This window comes from Labrenzia sp. CP4 (assembly GCF_001579905.1).
GTDB lineage: Bacteria > Pseudomonadota > Alphaproteobacteria > Rhizobiales > Stappiaceae > Roseibium > Roseibium algicola.
Genome location: NZ_CP011927.1, coordinates 982,384 through 1,000,120, shown reverse-complemented (window position 1 = coordinate 1,000,120; position 17,737 = coordinate 982,384). Strand labels below are relative to the sequence as shown.

Here is a 17,737-nt window from a genome sequence, read left to right as displayed (position 1 = left end):
CGCAAAGGATGACCCTTGGCGGACACATCCTTACCGGAGACCGCCATGCTGGATCTGCGCCCCAATTGCGAATGCTGCAACAAGGACCTTCCACCGGAATCGGAAGAAGCCTTTATCTGTACTTTCGAATGTACGTTCTGTGCGGACTGCGCCCAAAATGTTCTCAATGGCGCGTGCCCCAACTGCGGCGGCAATTTTCAGCAACGCCCAATTCGGCCGGCAGCAGCCCTGCTGCGCCATCCAGCTTCGACACAACGGATTTTCAAGCCGGAAGGCTGTGGCCAGGGTACCTAGGGCGACTGCCTAGAGCAGATTGCCCCCGACAAAGATAATCAGAAGGCCGGCGCCGCTTGCGGCCAGCCTCTGCAAGGGCTTCCTGAAGCCTATGACACCGTAGGAAACAAGGCCCAGCCCGAGGCCGATCTTGGCAGCGGCAAGCAGCGCCGGCAGCGGGCGGGCCGCAAGCTCCAGCACCGCCGGATTGGCGACCATGGCCAGAGGAATGATGTAGAGGCCAATGCCGAGCGCCATGGCGGAAAGAGCGACCTTCAGCCAGTTTTCACCAATCATCCCGGCGGCGATGAAGACGGCTCCGCAGACCGGCGGCGTGATGGTCGACAGCAGCGCGAACCAGAAGACGAAAAGATGCGCCTGCAAGGGTTCCAACCCCTGCTGCATCAAGGCCGGTCCGGCAACGGAAACACAGATGACATAGGCCGCGGTCGTCGGCACTTCCATGCCGAGGATCAGACAGGCAAGCGCGGTCAGGAACAAGGACGGCCACAGGTATCCACCCGACCCGGACAGAATGAGCGAAGTGATCTTGACGCCGAGCCCGGTGATCGCCAGCACGCCGATGATGATCGAAGCACAGACGATGATCGCCGCGATGACCGATACCTGACGGGCCGAGTTCAAAGCCGCGCTTTCCAGCCGCAGCAGGATGTCCTTGAGTGCAAAGGTTCCTTGGGCGTTGAAGAAAAGCAGCGCGAACCCGGCCAGAATGGCAATGCAGGCAGCGTATTGCGGTGTATAGCGCGCGACGAACATGCCCCACAGCAGCACGGAGAACGGCACCAGGAAGAAGGCTGAGGTAATGGCCACCTGGCGCATTTGCGGCTGATCGCCCTGGTCGATGGCAGCAAGGTCATACCGCTTGGCATAGGCATTGATGCCCACCCAGACCGCGAAGAAATAAAGAATTGCCGGCAGCAAGGCTGCTGCCATGATCTGGGTATAGGGCACCCGTGTCAGCTCCACCATGACGAAGGCCCCTGCCCCCATCAAAGGCGGCATGATCTGGCCGCCAGAGGACGCAACTGCCTCGACGGCTGCCGCCAGTTTTTTCGGGTAGCCGAGCCGCGTCATGGCCGGAAGAGTGATTGCACCGGTGGAAGCCACATTGGCAGACGCGGAGCCTGAAATGGAGCCGAACAGCGCCGAGGACAACACGGACACCTTGGCCGCCCCGCCCTTGAGCCGGCCTGCCGCCGCAGCAGCGACGTTCATGAACCCTTGTCCGGCTTCCCCGGCATTCAGAACCGCGCCGAAAATCACGAAAATGGCGACCACGCCCACCGAGACACCGGTCAGGCTTCCCCAGACCCCGCCTTCAGCAATGGTCAGCGTGCCGAGAAAACTCGCAAGCGGCGTGCCGGAGTGACCGAATTCACCCGGAATATGCTGACCGAACATGCCATAGGCCAGTGCCAGTGCCGCCACCACCGGCAGCGGCCAGCCGATTGCGCGACGCGCGCCCTCAAGCACAACCAGCAACAGGGTGCCGGCCATCCAGAACTGGAAGTCACCTTCCAGAAAGCCGTATTGGTCCGAAAGCGCGGACTGGTTGGCCACGATCCACAGACAGACGGCCACACCTGCAGCACACAGGATTGCACCGCTCACGCGCGTGAGAAAACCGCCTTTGGCAAAGATGAAGATCCATGGCAGGGCAAGTGCAAGATGAAGCGGCCGACTGACGAGGTTCGGCACCAGACCGGAGAAGATCAGCCCGAGATGAAATACGACAAGCGCCGTTGCGAGAAGAAGCATGGCCATTCGCTGGAAGGGCGATGTCGCGGTGTCACCACTGATCATGGGCTGGTATTTCTATCTGGTTGCGCAGCTTATCTGCCGAAGGGGCGACATGCCGCTGCACGGTTTCATTCTGTCAGAGCGCTCTCCCGCGCAAGGCAGGAAACTGATGCTTTTGGACAGTCCTGGAAGGGCCCGTTGGACGATTTCCGCCGGACCATTATGTCTGCTCGAACGATACGGGGCGCCATTTTCCGGCAGATCCTGCCATGGCGCCCCGCGTTCGGTCTTTTGATTTATTTCTGGGCGTCGGTCAATTCGATGCCGGCTTCCTGATAGTAGCGTGCGGCACCCGGGTGGATCTTGCCGGTGATATTGGCCATCAGTGCCTGATCGACACCGTTCCACCACGGGGCTTCTTCGCCCATCTTGGCTTTTTCGTCCCAGAAGGTCTTGGTCAGGGCATAGGCCGTGTCGTCGTCCATGGCGCTGGTCGTATAAGCAACGACCGGCAGCGAGGTGGTGACGATGTCCTCGGCCTGACCGGCATAGGTCCCGGCCGGAATGACCAGTTTAGAACGCTTGGTTTCGGCAATCTGGTCGTCGCTGAGCGAAAGCACCGTCACGTCCGCGGAGGCAGCCGCCTCGATAACATTCGGCGCGGGCCAGGAACCGGCGGTCACGAAACCATCGATCTGGCCATTCTTGAGAGCGGCAACCGCATTGGAAAGTTCCGCGTCAGCGATGTTCACCTTGCCTTCGAGACCGAACATCTTCAGATATTTCTCGCCTTCCGTCGCACCGAAGGAGCCCTTGCCGAGAAGGATCGTCTTGCCTTCCATCCCGGCAAAGTCGGAAACACCGCTATCGGCCGACATGACGAAATGCATGGTCAACGACGGGATCGGAAACAAGGCACGGATTTCATCGAACTTCGGATCGCCCTTGCCTTCGAACATGGCCTTGCCGCCCTGGGCAAGGGAAACGAGCGCTGGCGGCGTCGTGAAGACATAGTCACCACCGCGCGCCTTGGCTTCCATCACGTTCTGAACGGAGCCCTGGCTTTCTTCCACGGTGACGATCATGTCGCCGTTGCTGCCGGCCTTGATGGCCTCCGCGATCTGGACACCCATCTGGTAATAGGAGGAACCGGTCTTGGCGGATTTATAGGTGATCCGCGTTTCCGCGTGAGCCTGGAACGAGCCAAAGGCGAGGGTCAGGCCAAAAGCAAGTTTCAAAAGTCTGTAGGTCATGAGCGTCTCCCGAATTTTTCAGGGAGATTATTGTGTGATCCTCAACGTGGCAACGCGTTTTCATATGATCTGGGTACGGCTCATGTCGAAAATTCAGCCATTCCACACCCTGGGCGGGCAAGCCGGAAACATGCGTCTGGAAGGTCAAACAAAAACCGCCGGCTGAACTCAGCCGGCGGTTCCAGAATTTGCAGAAAGCGGGAAGCGATCAGCGGTTTTCGTCGTCTTCTTCGTCTTCGTCCTGAGTTTCGCTCTTCAGCGAGTTCAGTTTGGCGAACACGGCATCGGCGTCGATTTCCTCTTCTTCCTCGCGCTGGATCGGCTTGGACGGATCGAGCGAGAAAGCAGCTGCGATAGCGTCTTCGCTGGTGCTGTCTTCGACGGACATCAGGGTCTCGTTCACTTCGCCTGCCATCGGCAGCGGAGCATTCTTCGCCGCCTTTTCGACTTCCATGTCCAGCTCAAGCTGGCTGCACAAGCCCAGGGTAACCGGGTCGGACGGCGTCAGGTTGGCAGAGTTCCAGTGGGTCCGGTCGCGGATTGCGGCAATGGTCGGCTTGGTGGTGCCGACAAGGCGCATGATCTGCGCATCCTTCAGTTCCGGATGGTTGCGCACCAGCCACAGGATCGCATTCGGACGGTCCTGACGACGGGACACCGGCGTGTAACGCGGTCCCTTGCGCTTGGATTCAGGCACGACCACCTTCGAACCCTGAAGCTTCAGCTGATAGTTCGGATCTCTCTGAGCCTTTTCGACTTCTTCACGGGAGAGCTGGCCGGTCAGGATCGGATCAAGGCCCTTGATCCCCTGTGCGGCTTCGCCATCGGCAATTGCCTTCACTTCAAGCGGGTGCAGTTTGCAGAAGGAGGCGATCTGAGTGAAACTCAGCGCGGTATTGTCCACGAGCCAGACGGCGGTTGCCTTCGGCATAAGCGGCGTGTTCGCCATCAGATAAATTCCTCTCGTCTGCTCCCTCGCCCGGCAGGGCGAAAAAGCGGTGTTCCTTGATCAGTTTCCTGGAAAGTGGCCGGAATATATGTCGAAAAACACGGAAACGCAAATACTCGCGTAACAATCGCGCAGTTGCAGGTTTCCATCCGGCATCAGACATCCACCGTCAGGACGATTTTTCCAATATGGCCAGAGCCTTCCATGCGCCGATGGGCTTCCGCGGCCTCGGCCAAGGGGTAGGTGGAATCCATCACGGGCGCGACTTTGCCCGATTCGAGCAGCGGCCAGACCTTCTCTTTCAGGCTTTCGGCAATTGCCGTCTTGAACGCATCGCTGCGTGGACGCAGCGTCGACCCCGTATGGGTCAGGCGCTTGACCATCAGGCGAGAGAAATTGACGTTCTCCGCAATGCCGTTCAGCGTCGCGATCTGGCAGATACGCCCTTCCACCGCTGCGGCTTTCCAGTTCCGTTCAACATAGTCACCACCGACCATGTCCAGGATCACGTCAACCCCTTCGCCACCCGTGATCTCCAGGATCACCTTTTCGAACTCCGCTTCACGGTAGCTGATGGCGTGGTCCGCGCCGAGCTTTTTCACCGCCTCGGCCTTTTCCGCCGACCCGACAGTGGTGAAGACTTCGGCGCCGAAAGCCTTCGCGAGCTGGATTGCCGTCGTGCCGATGCCCGAAGTGCCGCCATGCACCAGGAAGCGCTCTCCGCTTTTCAGGCCGCAGCGATCGAACACATTGGTCCAGACAGTGAAGAAGGTTTCCGGAACGGCTGCGGCCTCCACCATGGAAAGCCCCTTGGGAACCGGCAAGGCATGTCCTTCCGGCACCTTGCAGTAGGTCGCATAGCCACCGCCAGGGGCGAGCGCCGTTACCTTGTCACCGATCTTGTGCCGACCTGCTCCCTCGCCCAGAGCCACCACTTCGCCAGAGACTTCTAGCCCCGGCAGGTCGGACGCGCCCTTCGGCGGCGGATAGGCCCCCTTGCGCTGCAGGACATCCGGCCGGTTGACACCGGCAGCCGCCACCTTGATCAGGATCTCACCTTGTCCCAATTCGGGAATGGACCGCTCTTCAACGCGCAGAACCTCCGGTCCTCCGGGCTCTGAAATGGCAACGGCGGTCATGCGATCCGGCAGATTCTGCATAGAGGCGTTTCCTTTTTGGTTCATTTTGGGACTGGCTAGGCCAACTGTGCCTGGCATATGGTAAATCGAGCGTCTGTCTATTTGCAGGAAAACAGCCCGGCGAGGCAACCCGCCCGGGCTCGGGTTAAATAACGGTCGGAAACGCGGCCGGACCCCGATCTGGGACCGCAGAGGAGGAAACCGATGAACCTGTTTGATGAAGATGTCCCCAAAAAATCACCACTTGGCGCAGTTACCGTAGGGGAAGAACTGTCTCGTCTTTCCGAGGCGGAGCTGCAGGAACGGATCGAAGCCCTGAAGGGTGAAATTAACCGTACCCAGAAGGAGCTTGAGCAACGCGGCACTATTCGCGATGCAGCCAACTCAATTTTCCAGAAGTGACCCTGTAAATTATTACAGAAATTGAGTTTATGTCCTTTTTTGACACGCACTTACAGTAAAGCTGATAGGTAAAAATTTACTCGTTTACCTCTTATTAATCTTTCTAAAATATAAATATAGCTATCCAGTCATCTGGATGTGAGTGGCTCCTGTCCACTCTGTTTGACGCCTCCCTGTTAAAGACTCAGAGCCGCAACCAAGCGGCTCTTTTTTTTGCCAACGCCTCATAGTATCTTGTCAATGTTCTGGTTAATGGCCGTTTACTTGTCCGTTTGGCACGCGCTTTGCTGGATACAGGCCATGAAGACCTGCATCGTTCCAAAAAGGAACACCTGAAACGGGATGTCATATTCCGGGACAGACCAAGAAGAGATGGCAGGATAACCGGAAGAGTAATTGAGGCTTAGCAATCCTATGACGGACGACATCAAAAAAGCCGGTGACACAGGAAGCGCAGTTCATATCGCGCATCACCTTGCCAGCTCCGACAGCTTCCAGAGCCTGTTTCAGGAAGGCATGTCGCTGGTCGAGGAAACCGCAATGTACCTGGACGGCAACGGCCGCGAAGAAGCCAAGCAGCTTCCGCGTCCTGCCTCCCTCGCCTACGCGACGGAATCCATGCGTCTGACCACCCGGCTCATGCAGCTGGCTTCCTGGCTGCTGCTGCAGCGTGCGGTCAACGAGGGAGAGATGTCCCGTGAGCAGGCCGGCAGCGAGAAGAACAAGGTTCGCCTCGACAAGCTGTCCACAGCCGCCGGCGGCCCAACCTGGACTGATCTGCCGGAAACGTTGCGCGAGCTGGTCGACCGCTCTTCCCGGCTGCAGGAACGCGTCGTCCACCTCGACAAGATGCTGTACCGCAAGGACGCAGAGCAGGTCGAGGAAGCCACGAACGACAATCCGGTCGCTTCCCAGATCAACAAGCTGCACGCCGCATTCGGCAAGTTCGGCTAAGACCGATCAACCTCTTTCGAATTCGAAAAGCCGCCGCAAGGCGGCTTTTTGTTTTGGGTGAGCCTACGCTGGATCCCAGTAAAGCTGCAGGATGCCTCCCGAGTAGCGAAGCGTAGATCCGAAGGCTGCTTTCAACGCCGGGTGCCGAAGCGCCAGGGTTTACTGATGAAGGTCAACACGCTCCAGTTTTCTGGCCAAGTCACTTGTCAGGTCTCTGACCAGCTCTCAGGAAACGAGTAAACCCAGGATCTCGCGGCGCTCGCCCGGGTTGACATTGTATTTGCTGCGCTTCCTGCAGACCTCAAAACACAAAAAAACCCGGCCAGAGGCCGGGCTTTTCGTTTGAAACTGTCGTGGCTGAAGCTTAGGAGCCCAGGAAGCCAGCGAACTTGTTCTTGAAGCGGGACACGCGGCCGCCGCGGTCCATCAGCTGACGGTCACCACCGGTCCATGCCGGGTGGGACGTCGGGTCGATGTCGAGCGTCAGGGTGTCGCCTTCCGCACCATACGTGGAGCGGGTGGTGTATTCGGTGCCATCGGTCATGACGACCTTGATGGTGTGGTAGTCGGGATGAATATCCGCTTTCATGGCCGGTCCTTTCAAGCGCCCTGTGACAACCTTCCGGGAAAGCCGCCAAGCAAACGCAAAACGAAATGAGGGGCCGCCGATCCGGTTGCGGACGCCGCCCTCAGAAACATGAGGCGGGGATATACCCCATGGAAGGAGCCAAGACAAGGGGCAAATTCCGGCAATTTCCAGCTATCTCCGGCAAAGGATTTCAACCCCTCGCCGACGCGGCCCGCTTTCCTCCGGCAAACCCCTTTTAAAGCTCTTGGCGGCTTTGTCCAAAGTCATTGTCCGCACTGCGGAACATGCTAAGACGGGAAGGAACAACAAGGAGACCCCAGTGGCCGACGCCCCTGCCAACGAAACCCAATCCCCATCCGGAAAGTCCCGCAGATCGCTTCGCCCGCTTACCCGGCTGCTGCCGTATCTCTTCCGGCACAAGACCATGGTTGCAGCGGCAGTCGCAGCCCTGTTCTCGGCCGCCGTCATAACGCTCGTTCTTCCTGCGGCGGTCCGCCGGATGATCGACTTCGGCTTCGGCGCCGATGATCCCGCGCTGGTCAATTCCTATTTCGCCGTGCTGATCGGCGTGGTGTGCGCTCTCGCAACTGCCAGTTCCGTCCGCTATTTCCTGGTCATGTGGATTGGCGAACGGGTCGTCGCCGATGTGCGCTCCGATGTCTTTGCTCATATGACCAGGCTCAGCCCGGTCTTTTACGACAGCGCCAAATCCGGGGAAATCCTCTCCCGTTTGACGGCCGACACCACCCAGATCAAGGCTGCCTTCGGCTCCAGTGCGTCGCTTGCGATGCGCAACCTGATCATGTTCCTGGGCGCTGCCGTGATGATGGTCGTCACCAGTCCACGGCTTTCCGTTATCGTTCTGGCAGCTATACCGGTCATTCTCATTCCCATCCTCGGCTTCGGGCGCCAGGTGCGCAGAAGGTCCCGCTTTGCCCAGGATACCCTTGCTGAAGCATCAGCCTATGCAAGCGAGATGTTGGGCTCGGTCCGCACGCTTCAGGCCTTTACCCATGAAAGCCGCAGCGCAGGCCGCTACGCAGATGCCGTCAATGCCGCCTTCCAGGCTGCCCGTCAGGCAATCGTCGCCCGCGCTGCGCTGACCGGCTTTGCCATCATGGTGATCGGGGCCAGCATCGTCGCCGTCCTCTGGATCGGTGCGAGCGACGTCTTCTCCGGCAGGATCACCGGCGGTGAACTCAGCCAGTTCCTGCTCTATTCCATTCTGGCGGCCGGATCCCTGGCTGCCCTCTCCGAAGTCTGGGGCGAACTCTCACAGGCAGCCGGCGCGGCAGAACGCCTGTCGGAACTTCTGGAAATCCAGCCGGAAATCGCCGCACCTGAAAACCCCGTCAGCCTGCCCGAGACGCCGCGCGGCGAGATCGTCTTCCAGGATGTGTCCTTTGCCTACCGTAACGCGGAGCAAATGCCCGTCGTCCGCGACCTCAGCCTCACCATATCGCCGGGCGAAACAGTTGCCGTGGTCGGACCTTCCGGCGCAGGCAAGTCGACCCTCTTCAGCCTGCTGATGCGGTTCTACGATCCCGTCTCGGGTGACATCCGCCTCAATGGCGTTGCCCTGCCAGATCTCGACCCGGAAGACCTGCGCCGCCATATCGCACTGGTGCCGCAGGACACAGCTATCTTTGGCGCCAGCATTGCGGAGAACATCGCGTACGGACGGCCGGACGCCAGCCAGGAAGAAGTCATCGCCGCCGCGGAAGCAGCGCTTGCGGCCCCCTTCATCGAGAAGATGTCGGACGGCTACGACACCATCGTCGGCGAACGCGGCATTACCCTTTCCGGCGGCCAGCGCCAGCGTATTGCCATTGCCCGTGCCGTCCTGAAACACGCCCCCGTGCTGCTGCTGGACGAAGCCACAAGCGCGCTCGATGCGGAAAGCGAAAATCTGGTCCAGCAAGCCCTCGACCGGTTGATGGAGAACAGGACCACACTGGTGATCGCGCACCGGTTGGCAACGGTTCTCAAGGCAGACAGGATCGTGGTGATGGAAAACGGCCGGATTGTCGAAACCGGGACACACGGCGAACTGACCGCTGCCGGTGGCCTTTATGCAAAGCTTGCTAGGCTGCAGTTTGGTGCCGAGCTGGACGCGGAAACCGCATAGTCCGTCAAACGTGAAAAGGGCGGCATGATTGCCGCCCTTCTTGGCTGATGAATGCCGATGTCAAATCACGCGTCGTCGGGAACCGCGACCGTGTAGTTGAGCGGCATGCGGCCGCCGTCGGCGAAGATCGTCTGACCGGTGACGTAGCTGGCATCGCTGGACGCCAGGAACGCGGCGACGCTGGCGATTTCGGACGGTTCACCGACGCGCAGCATCGGCGTCCGCGACAGGATGCGGTTCTTTGCCGCCGGATCGCTGTTCACCGACGCCAGCATCTCGGTCATGATCGAGCCCGGCCCGATGGCGTTGACACGGATGCCGTATTGGGCAAGCGACAGGGCGGTCGTCTTGGTCAGCTGCGACATGCCACCCTTCGAAACGCAGTAGGGGATCTGGTTCGGGATCGCGAGCACCGAGTTGACCGACGACATGTTGACGATGCAGCCCGGCTCGCCACCGTTCTGCACCTTTTCCACCATGTGGCGGGCAACGGCCTGCGAGCACAGGAATGCACCCTTCAGGTTGATCGACAGGACGCGCTCGAAATCCTCTTCTTCCAGGTCGAGGAAATCCGCGCCGACCACGATGCCGGCGTTGTTGACCAGCACATCGATGTCGCCATAGGCGTTCAGCGTTTCGGCAACCAGATTGCGAACGTCCAGACGTTCAGCGACGTTGCAATGGATGTAAATTGCCTCGCCCTGCGATTTCAGATCTTCAGCCGCGGCTTCACCGGCTTCGTCATCCACATCGGCAATCACGACCTTCGCGCCATCGGCGACAAAGCGCTTGGCGACTGCAAATCCGATCCCACGGGCTGCCCCGGTAATGATGGCGACCTTATTCTCCAAAGACACGGAAACCTCACGGCTGCTTGAGTTTAATTCTGATGCGCAAATAGCGCGGGCCGCTTCGCGGCGGCCCGACATTAAGTGTCAAAAACGGCTGTGTCGATGGCTGTTATCGCCCTCCAGCAACGTCACCTGGTCAATTCAGACGGATATCCCGTGCGTTTTGAGCGCTTCGGTAATCTCGTCCAGGATTGCCGGATCGTCGATCGTGGCCGGCATTTTCCAGCTTTCTCCATCGGCAATCTGGCGCATGGTGCCTCGAAGGATCTTGCCGGAGCGCGTTTTCGGCAACCGTTCGACGGTGATCGCGATCTTGAATGCCGCCACCGGGCCGATCTTGTCGCGCACCAGCTTGATAAGCTCCTTCTCGATCTCGTCGTGGGTCCGGTCGACACCGGCTTTCAGTACAACGAACCCGCAAGGCAGCTGGCCTTTCAGTTTGTCTGCAATGCCGATGACGGCACATTCGGCAACATCGGGATGCGTGGCCAGCACCTCTTCCATGCCGCCGGTCGACAGTCGGTGGCCGGCAACGTTGATGATGTCGTCGGTCCGCGCCATGATCGACAGATACCCGTCGTCATCAATGATCCCGGCATCCGCCGTCTTGTAGTAACCGGGGAACTCGGCGAGATAGGCATCGAAGAATCGCTTGTCCGCATTCCACAAAGTCGGCAATGAACCCGGCGGCAGCGGCAGTTGCACCACGATGTTGCCAAGTGTATTGGCGCCCAGCGGATGCCCGGCATCGTCCAGCACCTGGACGTCGTAGCCGGGCATCGGCACGGTGGGCGACCCCGGTTTGACCGGCAACTGGCCGAGACCGACCGGATTGCCGACGATGCACCAGCCGGTTTCCGTCTGCCACCAGTGGTCGATCACCGGAACCTGCAATTGGTCGATGGCCCAGTTGACCGTTTCAGGGTCCGCACGCTCTCCCGCCAGAAACAGGGACCGGAACTGGGACAGATCATATTTCTGGATCAGCTCGCCTTTCGGGTCTTCCTTGCGAATCGCCCTGAAGGCGGTCGGCGCCGTGAACAGCGATACGATGTTGTGGTCGGAAATAACCCGCCAGAACGTTCCCGCATCCGGCGTCCCCACAGGCTTGCCCTCGAACACGATCGTGGTGCAGCCATGCAATAGCGGCGCGTAGCAGATGTAGGAATGGCCAACCACCCAGCCGACGTCTGATGCCGCCCAGAAAACTTCCCCTGGCTGAATGTCGTAAAGGTTCTTCATCGACCATTTCAGTGCCACCATGTGGCCGCCGTTATCGCGAACGACACCCTTGGGCTGACCGGTCGTGCCGGAAGTGTAGAGAATATAGAGCGGGTCGGTTGCCTTCACCGGAACCGGCGCGATCCTGCGCCCGGCCGCGACAGCATCTGCCTGAAGAGCTCCGAGATCATGGTCCCTGCCCGCTTTCAGGTCCGCCGTCAGTTCCTCGCGCTGGAAGACGAGGCAGCTGTCCGGCTTGTGCCTGGCAATGTCGATGGCCTGATCGATCAGGGGCTTGTAGGCAATGACGCGGCCCGGCTCGATGCCGCAGGACGCTGCGATGATTGCCTTCGGGGTCGCATCATCGATTCGCGTTGCCAGTTCGTTTGCGGCGAACCCGCCGAAGACGACGGAATGAATGACACCAAGACGCGCGCAAGCCAGCATCGCCATCACGGCCTGGGGGATCATCGGCATGTAGATGATGGCCCGGTCGCCTTTGACGAGGCCCTGGTCGGCCAGCACGCAGGCCATGGCCTCCACCTCTTCCAGAAGCTCCGCATAGGTGTAGCTTGCCGTCCGTCCGGTAATCGGGCTGTCGTAGATAAGTGCCGGCTGGCCGGGACGACCGCGCTCCACGTGCCGGTCCAGGCAGTTGTAGCAGGTGTTGCACTCCCAATCCGGATACCAGCGGCCATATTGCCCCTGATCGGGATCGAACACCTTGTCGCCCGTCGAGACCCAGTCGATTTCCTCAGCGGCCTCTTTCCAGAACCCGAGCGGATCCTGTTTCCAGCCCTGGTAGATCTCGTGATACCGGCTTGCCATGACAATGTCCTCCCAAACACAAGCCCGGAGACACAGCTCCGGCTTTTGCGGCCTAGAGTGCTGTAAGGGCACCCGAAATTGCAAGCCTCCGCTTATAGGCAATTCGGCCTTCGGGACTTTACGTAAGCACTCTGGCATGATTGTCTGCCGGGCCTGTCCGTTCTACTCCTCGCGTTTCTCAGCACATGATCCCAATTACTGATCCCTGGTTCTATGCGGCCGCCATTCCGTCGGTCTTTCTGGTCGGCCTGTCCAAGGGCGGGTTCGGCGGTACCTTCGCCATGCTTGGAGTGCCGATCATGGCGCTCGTCATTTCACCGCTGCAGGCCGCCGGCATCATGTTGCCGATCCTGATCGTGATGGACATTGTCGCGCTGATTGCCTATCGCGGCCGTGCTGACTGGAAAACCCTCAGCATTCTGCTGCCCGCGGCCGTGATGGGCATTGGCATCGGCTGGGCCACGGCCGCCTATGTCAACGACTCCTTCGTCATCTTCCTGATCGGCATAATGTCCCTGGCCTTCGTCGCCGATTATCTCTTCAAGCAGCGCAAGATCACCACCGCAAGCGGTCACAATCTGCCGAAGGGCACATTCTGGGGCATGATGGCAGGCTTCACCAGCTTCATCAGCCACACCGGCGGTCCACCCTTTCAGATGTACATGCTGCCGCTGCGCATGGCGCCCATGCTGTTTGCCGGAACGGCGGTCATCTTTTTCGCCACCGTGAACGCGATCAAGCTGGTGCCCTATTTCCTGCTGGGACAATTCGACGCCACCAACCTGTCGACTTCCGTCACGCTGTTTCCAGTTGCCCTGGTGGCAACTCTTGTCGGCGTCTGGCTGGTGCGCATCGTCAAGGCGGAAATGTTCTACGCCATCATCTATATCTTCATGGGCGTGATCGGCGCCAAACTGACTTATGATGGAATTGTCGGCCTTCTTGCCTGACAAGGCGTGCAGGGTGGATCGTCTAAGGGGATACCCCCGCCAATGACCAATTGCACGGCAAACCGTTTCCGGTTTTGATACGGCCAAAATCAACCGGTCACCGTGCCGTTCCCCCATGTGGCGGAAGGTACCAGATTGGTCTCAAGACGTTTTTGGCATCCCGTTCCCATCTGCTGGCGGGATGCTTCAGGGAGGATGGTCATGGATGCCAGCGTCAACCCCTTCGCCCGGGGTCTCGACAAGAACACCGCCAATTATGCACCGCTCAGTCCGCTGAGCTTCCTGGCAAGGGCGGCGGATGTGTTTCCGGACACGGTTGCGATCGTCCATGGCCGTCAGCGGACCGACTACCGGACCTTTTATCGGCGGGCGCGCCAGCTTGGATCCGCACTGACACAGCTCGGAATCGGCAAGAACGACACGGTCAGCGTCATGCTGTCCAACGTGCCGCCGATGCTGGAAGCCCACTACGGGGTGCCGATGGCCGGTGCGGTTCTGCATTCCATGAACACACGCCTCGATGCTGCTATCATTGCCTTCCAGCTCGACCATGCCGATTGCAAGGTGCTGATCACCGATCGTGAATATGCGCCGGTCGTCAAGGAAGCCCTGTCGATTGCGACGGTGACACCTACTGTGATCGACTTTTCCGACACCGAATTTCCGCAGGAAGGCGAACGTCTCGGCAGCCTCGACTATGAGGAATTCGTGCAATCTGGCGACCCGGACTTTGCCTGGTCGCTTCCGGATGACGAATGGGATGCGATCGCACTCAACTACACCTCCGGCACCACGGGCAATCCGAAGGGCGTGGTCTACCACCACCGCGGCGCTTATCTGCTGGCCCAGGCGAATGTGATTACCGCCTCCATGGCCAAGCACCCGGTCTACCTCTGGACCCTGCCGATGTTCCACTGCAACGGCTGGTGCTTTCCCTGGTCCTTGTCGCTTGTCGCCGGAACCCATGTCTGTCTGCGCTGGGTCCGCCCGCAAACCATGTGGGACCTGATTGCCGATGAAGGCGTCACCCATCTGTGCGGCGCGCCGATCATCATGTCGACGCTCCTCAACGCAGCGCCCGAGCACAAGCGCGATCTTGACCGCGAAGTGGAATTCTTCACCGCCGCCGCCCCGCCGCCGGAAAGCGTGCTCGCTGCCATGAAGACCGCCGGATTCAACGTCACCCATCTCTATGGCCTTACGGAAGTCTACGGCCCGGCGGTCGTCAACGACTGGAAGGTCGAATGGAACGACCTGCCGCTTGCCGAACAGGCACAGAAAAAGGCACGCCAGGGCGTACGCTATGTCGCGCTGGAAGGTCTGACGGTGCTCGACCCGGAAACGCTGGAGCCGGTGCCCGCCGATGGCGAGACCCTTGGCGAGGTCATGTTCCGCGGCAATGTCGTGATGAAGGGCTACCTGAAAAACCCGGAAGCGACCGAGAAGGCCTTCAAGGGCGGCTGGTTCCATTCCGGAGACCTCGGCGTCCTGCATCCCGACGGCTATGTCCAGCTGAAGGACCGGTCCAAGGACATCATCATCTCCGGCGGCGAGAACATCTCCTCCATCGAAGTGGAAGAAGTGCTCTACAAGCACGCCGACGTGCAGGCCGCCGCAGTGGTGGCAAAGCCGGACGAGAAATGGGGCGAAACCCCTTGTGCCTTTGTCGAGCTGAAGGACGGCTCAACGGTTAGCGAGGCCGACCTGATTGCCTTCTGCAGGCAGCACCTTGCCAGCTTCAAGGCTCCGAAGACTGTTGTCTTCTGCGAATTGCCCAAGACCTCGACAGGCAAAATCCAGAAATTCGCCCTGCGCGAGCAGGCGAAGGCGCTCTAGGGGCTGAAAACAAAAACGCCGCGCAATGCGCGGCGTTCAATCTCAGAGGAACTGCCCTCTAATGGAGCGTTTCCTTTTCCCGTATTCGCGTAATCTCATCCTTGATCTTGAGCTTTTGACGCTTCATGTCAGCCAATTGCAGGGAGTCTGTACTCGGATGTAACTGAGCGTCTTCAATCTTGCGTTCCATTTCCGCGTGACGGCGCTCAAGTTCTGCGAGATGCGACTGCATTGACATGGATAACCTCCTGTCTGTTGGCTCAACATTTTCATCGTGCCACAGGAATTCCGGCGTTGTCGATTGTTCTTTGCGCATAGCTTGAGCGTTTCGCCGTCAAATTATGCATTCTCGCTGCTATCCTTAGGAAACCCTGAAGAAGCGGCCCCAATTAAGACACTTAAAACTCACGAAAATTACCCTTGAAAGATTTGCCAGTTCACAAGTTTTCAACATACGAAATCGTGACCTGCACCCCGGTTCGCGTAACGAAAGCAAGGGACTTTTGAAAACCGGCCACCGGCTGGCCTAAGATGATATCTTGCCCGTCATCGGCAAAATGGATTAGGACTTATCTCCTGTTTGGGGGACATAGATGGCGCAGATGGATAGTGATGCGTTGCGTTTGCAACTGGCGCAGCTTCGCCAGGAACACAGAGATCTTGATGCGGCCGTCGAGGCACTCGCCTCAACTTCGAACCAAGATGCCTTGCAGCTGCAGCGGCTGAAGAAGAAGAAACTGATGATCAAGGACCGGATCACGGCACTTGAGGATCAGCTGTTCCCGGACATCATCGCCTGAGCTTGCCTGCCGGCGCGTTTCCCGCATCGGCACCATGCACCCCGAATGTGAATTTCCGACACGAAATCTGCCGATTCGCGCTTGCGATGCGCGGCGCGCTGCCTATACTCCGCGGCTCTTCTGAGCCCGCCGGAAACTGGAGCATTTTATGGCCAAAGCGGATGTCGCCATCATCATGGGAAGTCAGTCGGACTGGCCGACAATGAAACACGCCGCCGACACGCTGGATCAGCTCGGTGTCAGCTACGAGGCACGCATCGTCTCTGCCCACCGCACGCCGGACCGGATGTACGACTTCGCCAAGAGCGCAAAGGCCGAAGGCTTCAAGATCATCATCGCAGGCGCAGGCGGTGCAGCCCATCTTCCGGGCATGACAGCGGCCCTGACGCCGCTGCCCGTCTTCGGTGTTCCGGTCGAAAGCAAGGCGCTTTCCGGCGAGGACAGTCTCCTGTCCATCGTGCAGATGCCCGCCGGCATTCCGGTCGGCACGCTTGCCATCGGCAAGGCGGGTGCCACCAACGCCGCCCTGCTGGCCGCTGCTGTCCTGGCCCTGCATGATCCGGCAATCGACGCCGCCCTTACCGCCTTCCGCGCCGAGCGCACTGCCGCCGTCGCCGAAACGCCATCCAACGACTGAAATAGCCCGACGCGGGCAGGATCCATACCATGAACGCCAAAACCCGTTTGAGCCCAGGCGACACCATCGGCATCCTTGGTGGAGGCCAGCTCGGCCGGATGCTGGCACAGTCGGCCGCCAGTCTTGGTCTGAAGACACATATCTTCTGTCCGGATCCGAACAGTCCCGCTTTTGACGTCAGCGCCACCTTCACGGTTGCGCCCTATGAGGACATCGACGCGCTCGACCGCTTCGCCTCTTCCGTCGACGCCGTCACCTATGAATTCGAAAACGTGCCGGGCCCGACCGCTGCCCATCTCGACGCCAAGGTTCCGGTGCGTCCCGGTGTACGCGCGCTGGAGGTTTCCCAGGATCGGCTGTTCGAAAAGCAGTTTCTCTCCGGTGCCGGTGTTGCCATTGCCGACTTCGCCGACATTGCCTCGCAGCAGGATCTCGATGAAGCCGTCACCCGTTTTGGCGGTAAGGGCGTTCTGAAGACCCGCCGCTTCGGCTATGACGGCAAAGGGCAGCAGATGATCCGCAAGCCCGAGGATGCCGACGGCGCCTTCGAAAAGCTCGGCGCGGTGCCGATGGTGCTCGAAGCGCTTATCCCCTTCGAGTGTGAAGTCTCCGTGATTGTCGCGCGGGACCTGGACGGCGGCATTGCCTGCTACGACGTTGCCCGGAACCACCACGAAAACCACATCCTGAAGACCTCGACCGTTCCGGCCGGCGTCTCGCAGGCAACGCTGGACGCAGCCCGTGCGATGGCCGGGAAGATTGTTGCCGGTCTGGATTATGTTGGTGTCATGGGCGTTGAAATGTTCCTGGTGCGCGAGGCAGCGGGCGAAAGGCTGCTGGTCAACGAGATTGCACCGCGCGTTCACAATTCCGGCCACTGGACGCAGGACGCCTGCCTGACGTCCCAGTTCGACCAGCACATTCGTGCTGTCGCCGGCTGGCCTCTCGGCTCTGCCGAGCGGCATTCGGATGCCGTCATGGAAAATCTCATCGGCTTCGACGCCGACAGCTGGCAGGAGGTTCTCAAGGAACCCGCTGCCCGTCTGCATCTTTACGGCAAGGCCGAAACCCGCGAAGGCCGCAAGATGGGCCACGTCAACCGGATCTCGGAAAAGTCCTGAACAGGACCATCTGAAAAGCATTGAAAAAGCCCCGGACACAAGCCA

At 59.6% G+C, this 17,737-nt stretch carries 17 protein-coding genes; 9 read left to right on the top strand and 8 right to left on the bottom strand.

The window, feature by feature from the left end:
* Positions 1-45: 45 nt before the first annotated feature.
* Positions 46-294, top strand: a complete 249-nt coding sequence (locus ACP90_RS27875) for a DUF1272 domain-containing protein (protein WP_081713250.1) — start codon at positions 46-48, stop codon at positions 292-294.
* A 9-nt stretch (positions 295-303) separates the two neighbouring features.
* On the opposite strand, the gene ACP90_RS04695 is transcribed toward ACP90_RS27875, so the two are convergent.
* The 4 genes from ACP90_RS04695 to ACP90_RS04680 all read right to left on the bottom strand — a co-directional run bounded on the left by ACP90_RS04695 (position 304) and on the right by ACP90_RS04680 (position 5,396).
* A complete protein-coding gene (locus ACP90_RS04695; protein WP_286145737.1) occupies positions 304-2,097 on the bottom strand; it encodes a TRAP transporter fused permease subunit in 1,794 nt (597 codons plus the stop codon).
* A 233-nt stretch (positions 2,098-2,330) separates the two neighbouring features.
* On the bottom strand, positions 2,331-3,287 hold the full coding sequence (locus ACP90_RS04690; protein ID WP_023003484.1) for a TAXI family TRAP transporter solute-binding subunit: 957 nt from the start codon (positions 3,285-3,287) through the stop codon (positions 2,331-2,333).
* 208 nt (positions 3,288-3,495) lie between these two features.
* Complete coding sequence (locus ACP90_RS04685) at positions 3,496-4,236, bottom strand: cell cycle transcriptional regulator TrcR (protein WP_055661191.1); 741 nt, start codon at positions 4,234-4,236, stop codon at positions 3,496-3,498.
* A gap of 155 nt (positions 4,237-4,391) precedes the next feature.
* Positions 4,392-5,396, bottom strand: coding sequence for an NAD(P)H-quinone oxidoreductase (locus ACP90_RS04680; RefSeq protein WP_062491361.1), 1,005 nt, complete (start codon positions 5,394-5,396; stop codon positions 4,392-4,394).
* Positions 5,397-5,579: 183 nt separating this feature from the next.
* Here ACP90_RS04680 and ACP90_RS04675 point away from each other — a divergent pair, with 183 nt between their 5' ends.
* Together ACP90_RS04675 and ACP90_RS04670 are read left to right on the top strand one after the other, a co-directional pair.
* The gene (locus ACP90_RS04675) at positions 5,580-5,777 is read left to right on the top strand and encodes a DUF1192 family protein (protein ID WP_023003488.1); all 198 of its coding nucleotides are present in this window, start codon (positions 5,580-5,582) and stop codon (positions 5,775-5,777) included.
* Positions 5,778-6,191: 414 nt separating this feature from the next.
* Positions 6,192-6,731, top strand: coding sequence for a DUF1465 family protein (locus ACP90_RS04670; protein WP_023003489.1), 540 nt, complete (start codon positions 6,192-6,194; stop codon positions 6,729-6,731).
* A 364-nt stretch (positions 6,732-7,095) separates the two neighbouring features.
* Here ACP90_RS04670 and rpmE read toward each other — a convergent pair whose 3' ends face one another.
* Complete coding sequence (gene rpmE / locus ACP90_RS04665; protein WP_006932159.1) at positions 7,096-7,320, bottom strand: 50S ribosomal protein L31; 225 nt, start codon at positions 7,318-7,320, stop codon at positions 7,096-7,098.
* Between the two features lie 319 nt (positions 7,321-7,639).
* Here rpmE and ACP90_RS04660 point away from each other — a divergent pair, with 319 nt between their 5' ends.
* On the top strand, positions 7,640-9,448 hold the full coding sequence (locus ACP90_RS04660) for an ABC transporter transmembrane domain-containing protein (RefSeq protein ID WP_062491359.1): 1,809 nt from the start codon (positions 7,640-7,642) through the stop codon (positions 9,446-9,448).
* A gap of 65 nt (positions 9,449-9,513) precedes the next feature.
* Here ACP90_RS04660 and ACP90_RS04655 read toward each other — a convergent pair whose 3' ends face one another.
* Together ACP90_RS04655 and ACP90_RS04650 are read right to left on the bottom strand one after the other, a co-directional pair.
* Positions 9,514-10,305: a 3-oxoacyl-ACP reductase family protein gene (locus ACP90_RS04655; RefSeq protein ID WP_062487030.1), complete on the bottom strand. Its 792-nt coding sequence runs from the start codon at positions 10,303-10,305 to the stop codon at positions 9,514-9,516.
* A gap of 135 nt (positions 10,306-10,440) precedes the next feature.
* Positions 10,441-12,348, bottom strand: a complete 1,908-nt coding sequence (locus ACP90_RS04650) for a propionyl-CoA synthetase (protein ID WP_062487028.1) — start codon at positions 12,346-12,348, stop codon at positions 10,441-10,443.
* A 185-nt stretch (positions 12,349-12,533) separates the two neighbouring features.
* Here ACP90_RS04650 and ACP90_RS04645 point away from each other — a divergent pair, with 185 nt between their 5' ends.
* Together ACP90_RS04645 and ACP90_RS04640 are read left to right on the top strand one after the other, a co-directional pair.
* Positions 12,534-13,298, top strand: a complete 765-nt coding sequence (locus ACP90_RS04645) for a sulfite exporter TauE/SafE family protein (protein WP_023003494.1) — start codon at positions 12,534-12,536, stop codon at positions 13,296-13,298.
* A 201-nt stretch (positions 13,299-13,499) separates the two neighbouring features.
* Complete coding sequence (locus tag ACP90_RS04640) at positions 13,500-15,134, top strand: acyl-CoA synthetase (protein WP_062491357.1); 1,635 nt, start codon at positions 13,500-13,502, stop codon at positions 15,132-15,134.
* A gap of 58 nt (positions 15,135-15,192) precedes the next feature.
* On the opposite strand, the gene ACP90_RS04635 is transcribed toward ACP90_RS04640, so the two are convergent.
* Positions 15,193-15,372, bottom strand: coding sequence for a DUF465 domain-containing protein (locus tag ACP90_RS04635; RefSeq protein WP_031270536.1), 180 nt, complete (start codon positions 15,370-15,372; stop codon positions 15,193-15,195).
* Positions 15,373-15,727: 355 nt separating this feature from the next.
* On the opposite strand from ACP90_RS04635, the gene ACP90_RS04630 reads away from it, so the two are divergent.
* The 3 genes from ACP90_RS04630 to ACP90_RS04620 all read left to right on the top strand — a co-directional run bounded on the left by ACP90_RS04630 (position 15,728) and on the right by ACP90_RS04620 (position 17,692).
* A complete protein-coding gene (locus ACP90_RS04630) occupies positions 15,728-15,934 on the top strand; it encodes a DUF465 domain-containing protein (protein ID WP_023003497.1) in 207 nt (68 codons plus the stop codon).
* Between the two features lie 148 nt (positions 15,935-16,082).
* Positions 16,083-16,571 carry a 5-(carboxyamino)imidazole ribonucleotide mutase gene (gene purE, locus ACP90_RS04625; RefSeq protein WP_055661187.1) on the top strand — a complete coding sequence of 163 codons (489 nt, stop codon included), beginning with the start codon at positions 16,083-16,085 and terminating at the stop codon, positions 16,569-16,571.
* Between the two features lie 29 nt (positions 16,572-16,600).
* Positions 16,601-17,692, top strand: a complete 1,092-nt coding sequence (locus tag ACP90_RS04620) for a 5-(carboxyamino)imidazole ribonucleotide synthase (protein WP_062487026.1) — start codon at positions 16,601-16,603, stop codon at positions 17,690-17,692.
* Positions 17,693-17,737: the final 45 nt, after the last annotated feature.

Coding starts and splice junctions, on each gene's coding strand:
- ACP90_RS04645 (WP_023003494.1), top strand. CDS start 12,534: ATGATCCCAATTACTGATCCCTGGTTCTATGCGGCCGCCATTCCGTCG.
- ACP90_RS04650 (WP_062487028.1), bottom strand. CDS start 12,348: ATGGCAAGCCGGTATCACGAGATCTACCAGGGCTGGAAACAGGATCCG.
- ACP90_RS04640 (WP_062491357.1), top strand. CDS start 13,500: ATGGATGCCAGCGTCAACCCCTTCGCCCGGGGTCTCGACAAGAACACC.
- purE (WP_055661187.1), top strand. CDS start 16,083: ATGGCCAAAGCGGATGTCGCCATCATCATGGGAAGTCAGTCGGACTGG.
- rpmE (WP_006932159.1), bottom strand. CDS start 7,320: ATGAAAGCGGATATTCATCCCGACTACCACACCATCAAGGTCGTCATG.
- ACP90_RS04690 (WP_023003484.1), bottom strand. CDS start 3,287: ATGACCTACAGACTTTTGAAACTTGCTTTTGGCCTGACCCTCGCCTTT.
- ACP90_RS04635 (WP_031270536.1), bottom strand. CDS start 15,372: ATGTCAATGCAGTCGCATCTCGCAGAACTTGAGCGCCGTCACGCGGAA.
- ACP90_RS04695 (WP_286145737.1), bottom strand. CDS start 2,097: ATGATCAGTGGTGACACCGCGACATCGCCCTTCCAGCGAATGGCCATG.
- ACP90_RS04620 (WP_062487026.1), top strand. CDS start 16,601: ATGAACGCCAAAACCCGTTTGAGCCCAGGCGACACCATCGGCATCCTT.
- ACP90_RS04680 (WP_062491361.1), bottom strand. CDS start 5,396: ATGCAGAATCTGCCGGATCGCATGACCGCCGTTGCCATTTCAGAGCCC.
- ACP90_RS04675 (WP_023003488.1), top strand. CDS start 5,580: ATGAACCTGTTTGATGAAGATGTCCCCAAAAAATCACCACTTGGCGCA.
- ACP90_RS04685 (WP_055661191.1), bottom strand. CDS start 4,236: ATGGCGAACACGCCGCTTATGCCGAAGGCAACCGCCGTCTGGCTCGTG.
- ACP90_RS04670 (WP_023003489.1), top strand. CDS start 6,192: ATGACGGACGACATCAAAAAAGCCGGTGACACAGGAAGCGCAGTTCAT.
- ACP90_RS27875 (WP_081713250.1), top strand. CDS start 46: ATGCTGGATCTGCGCCCCAATTGCGAATGCTGCAACAAGGACCTTCCA.
- ACP90_RS04630 (WP_023003497.1), top strand. CDS start 15,728: ATGGCGCAGATGGATAGTGATGCGTTGCGTTTGCAACTGGCGCAGCTT.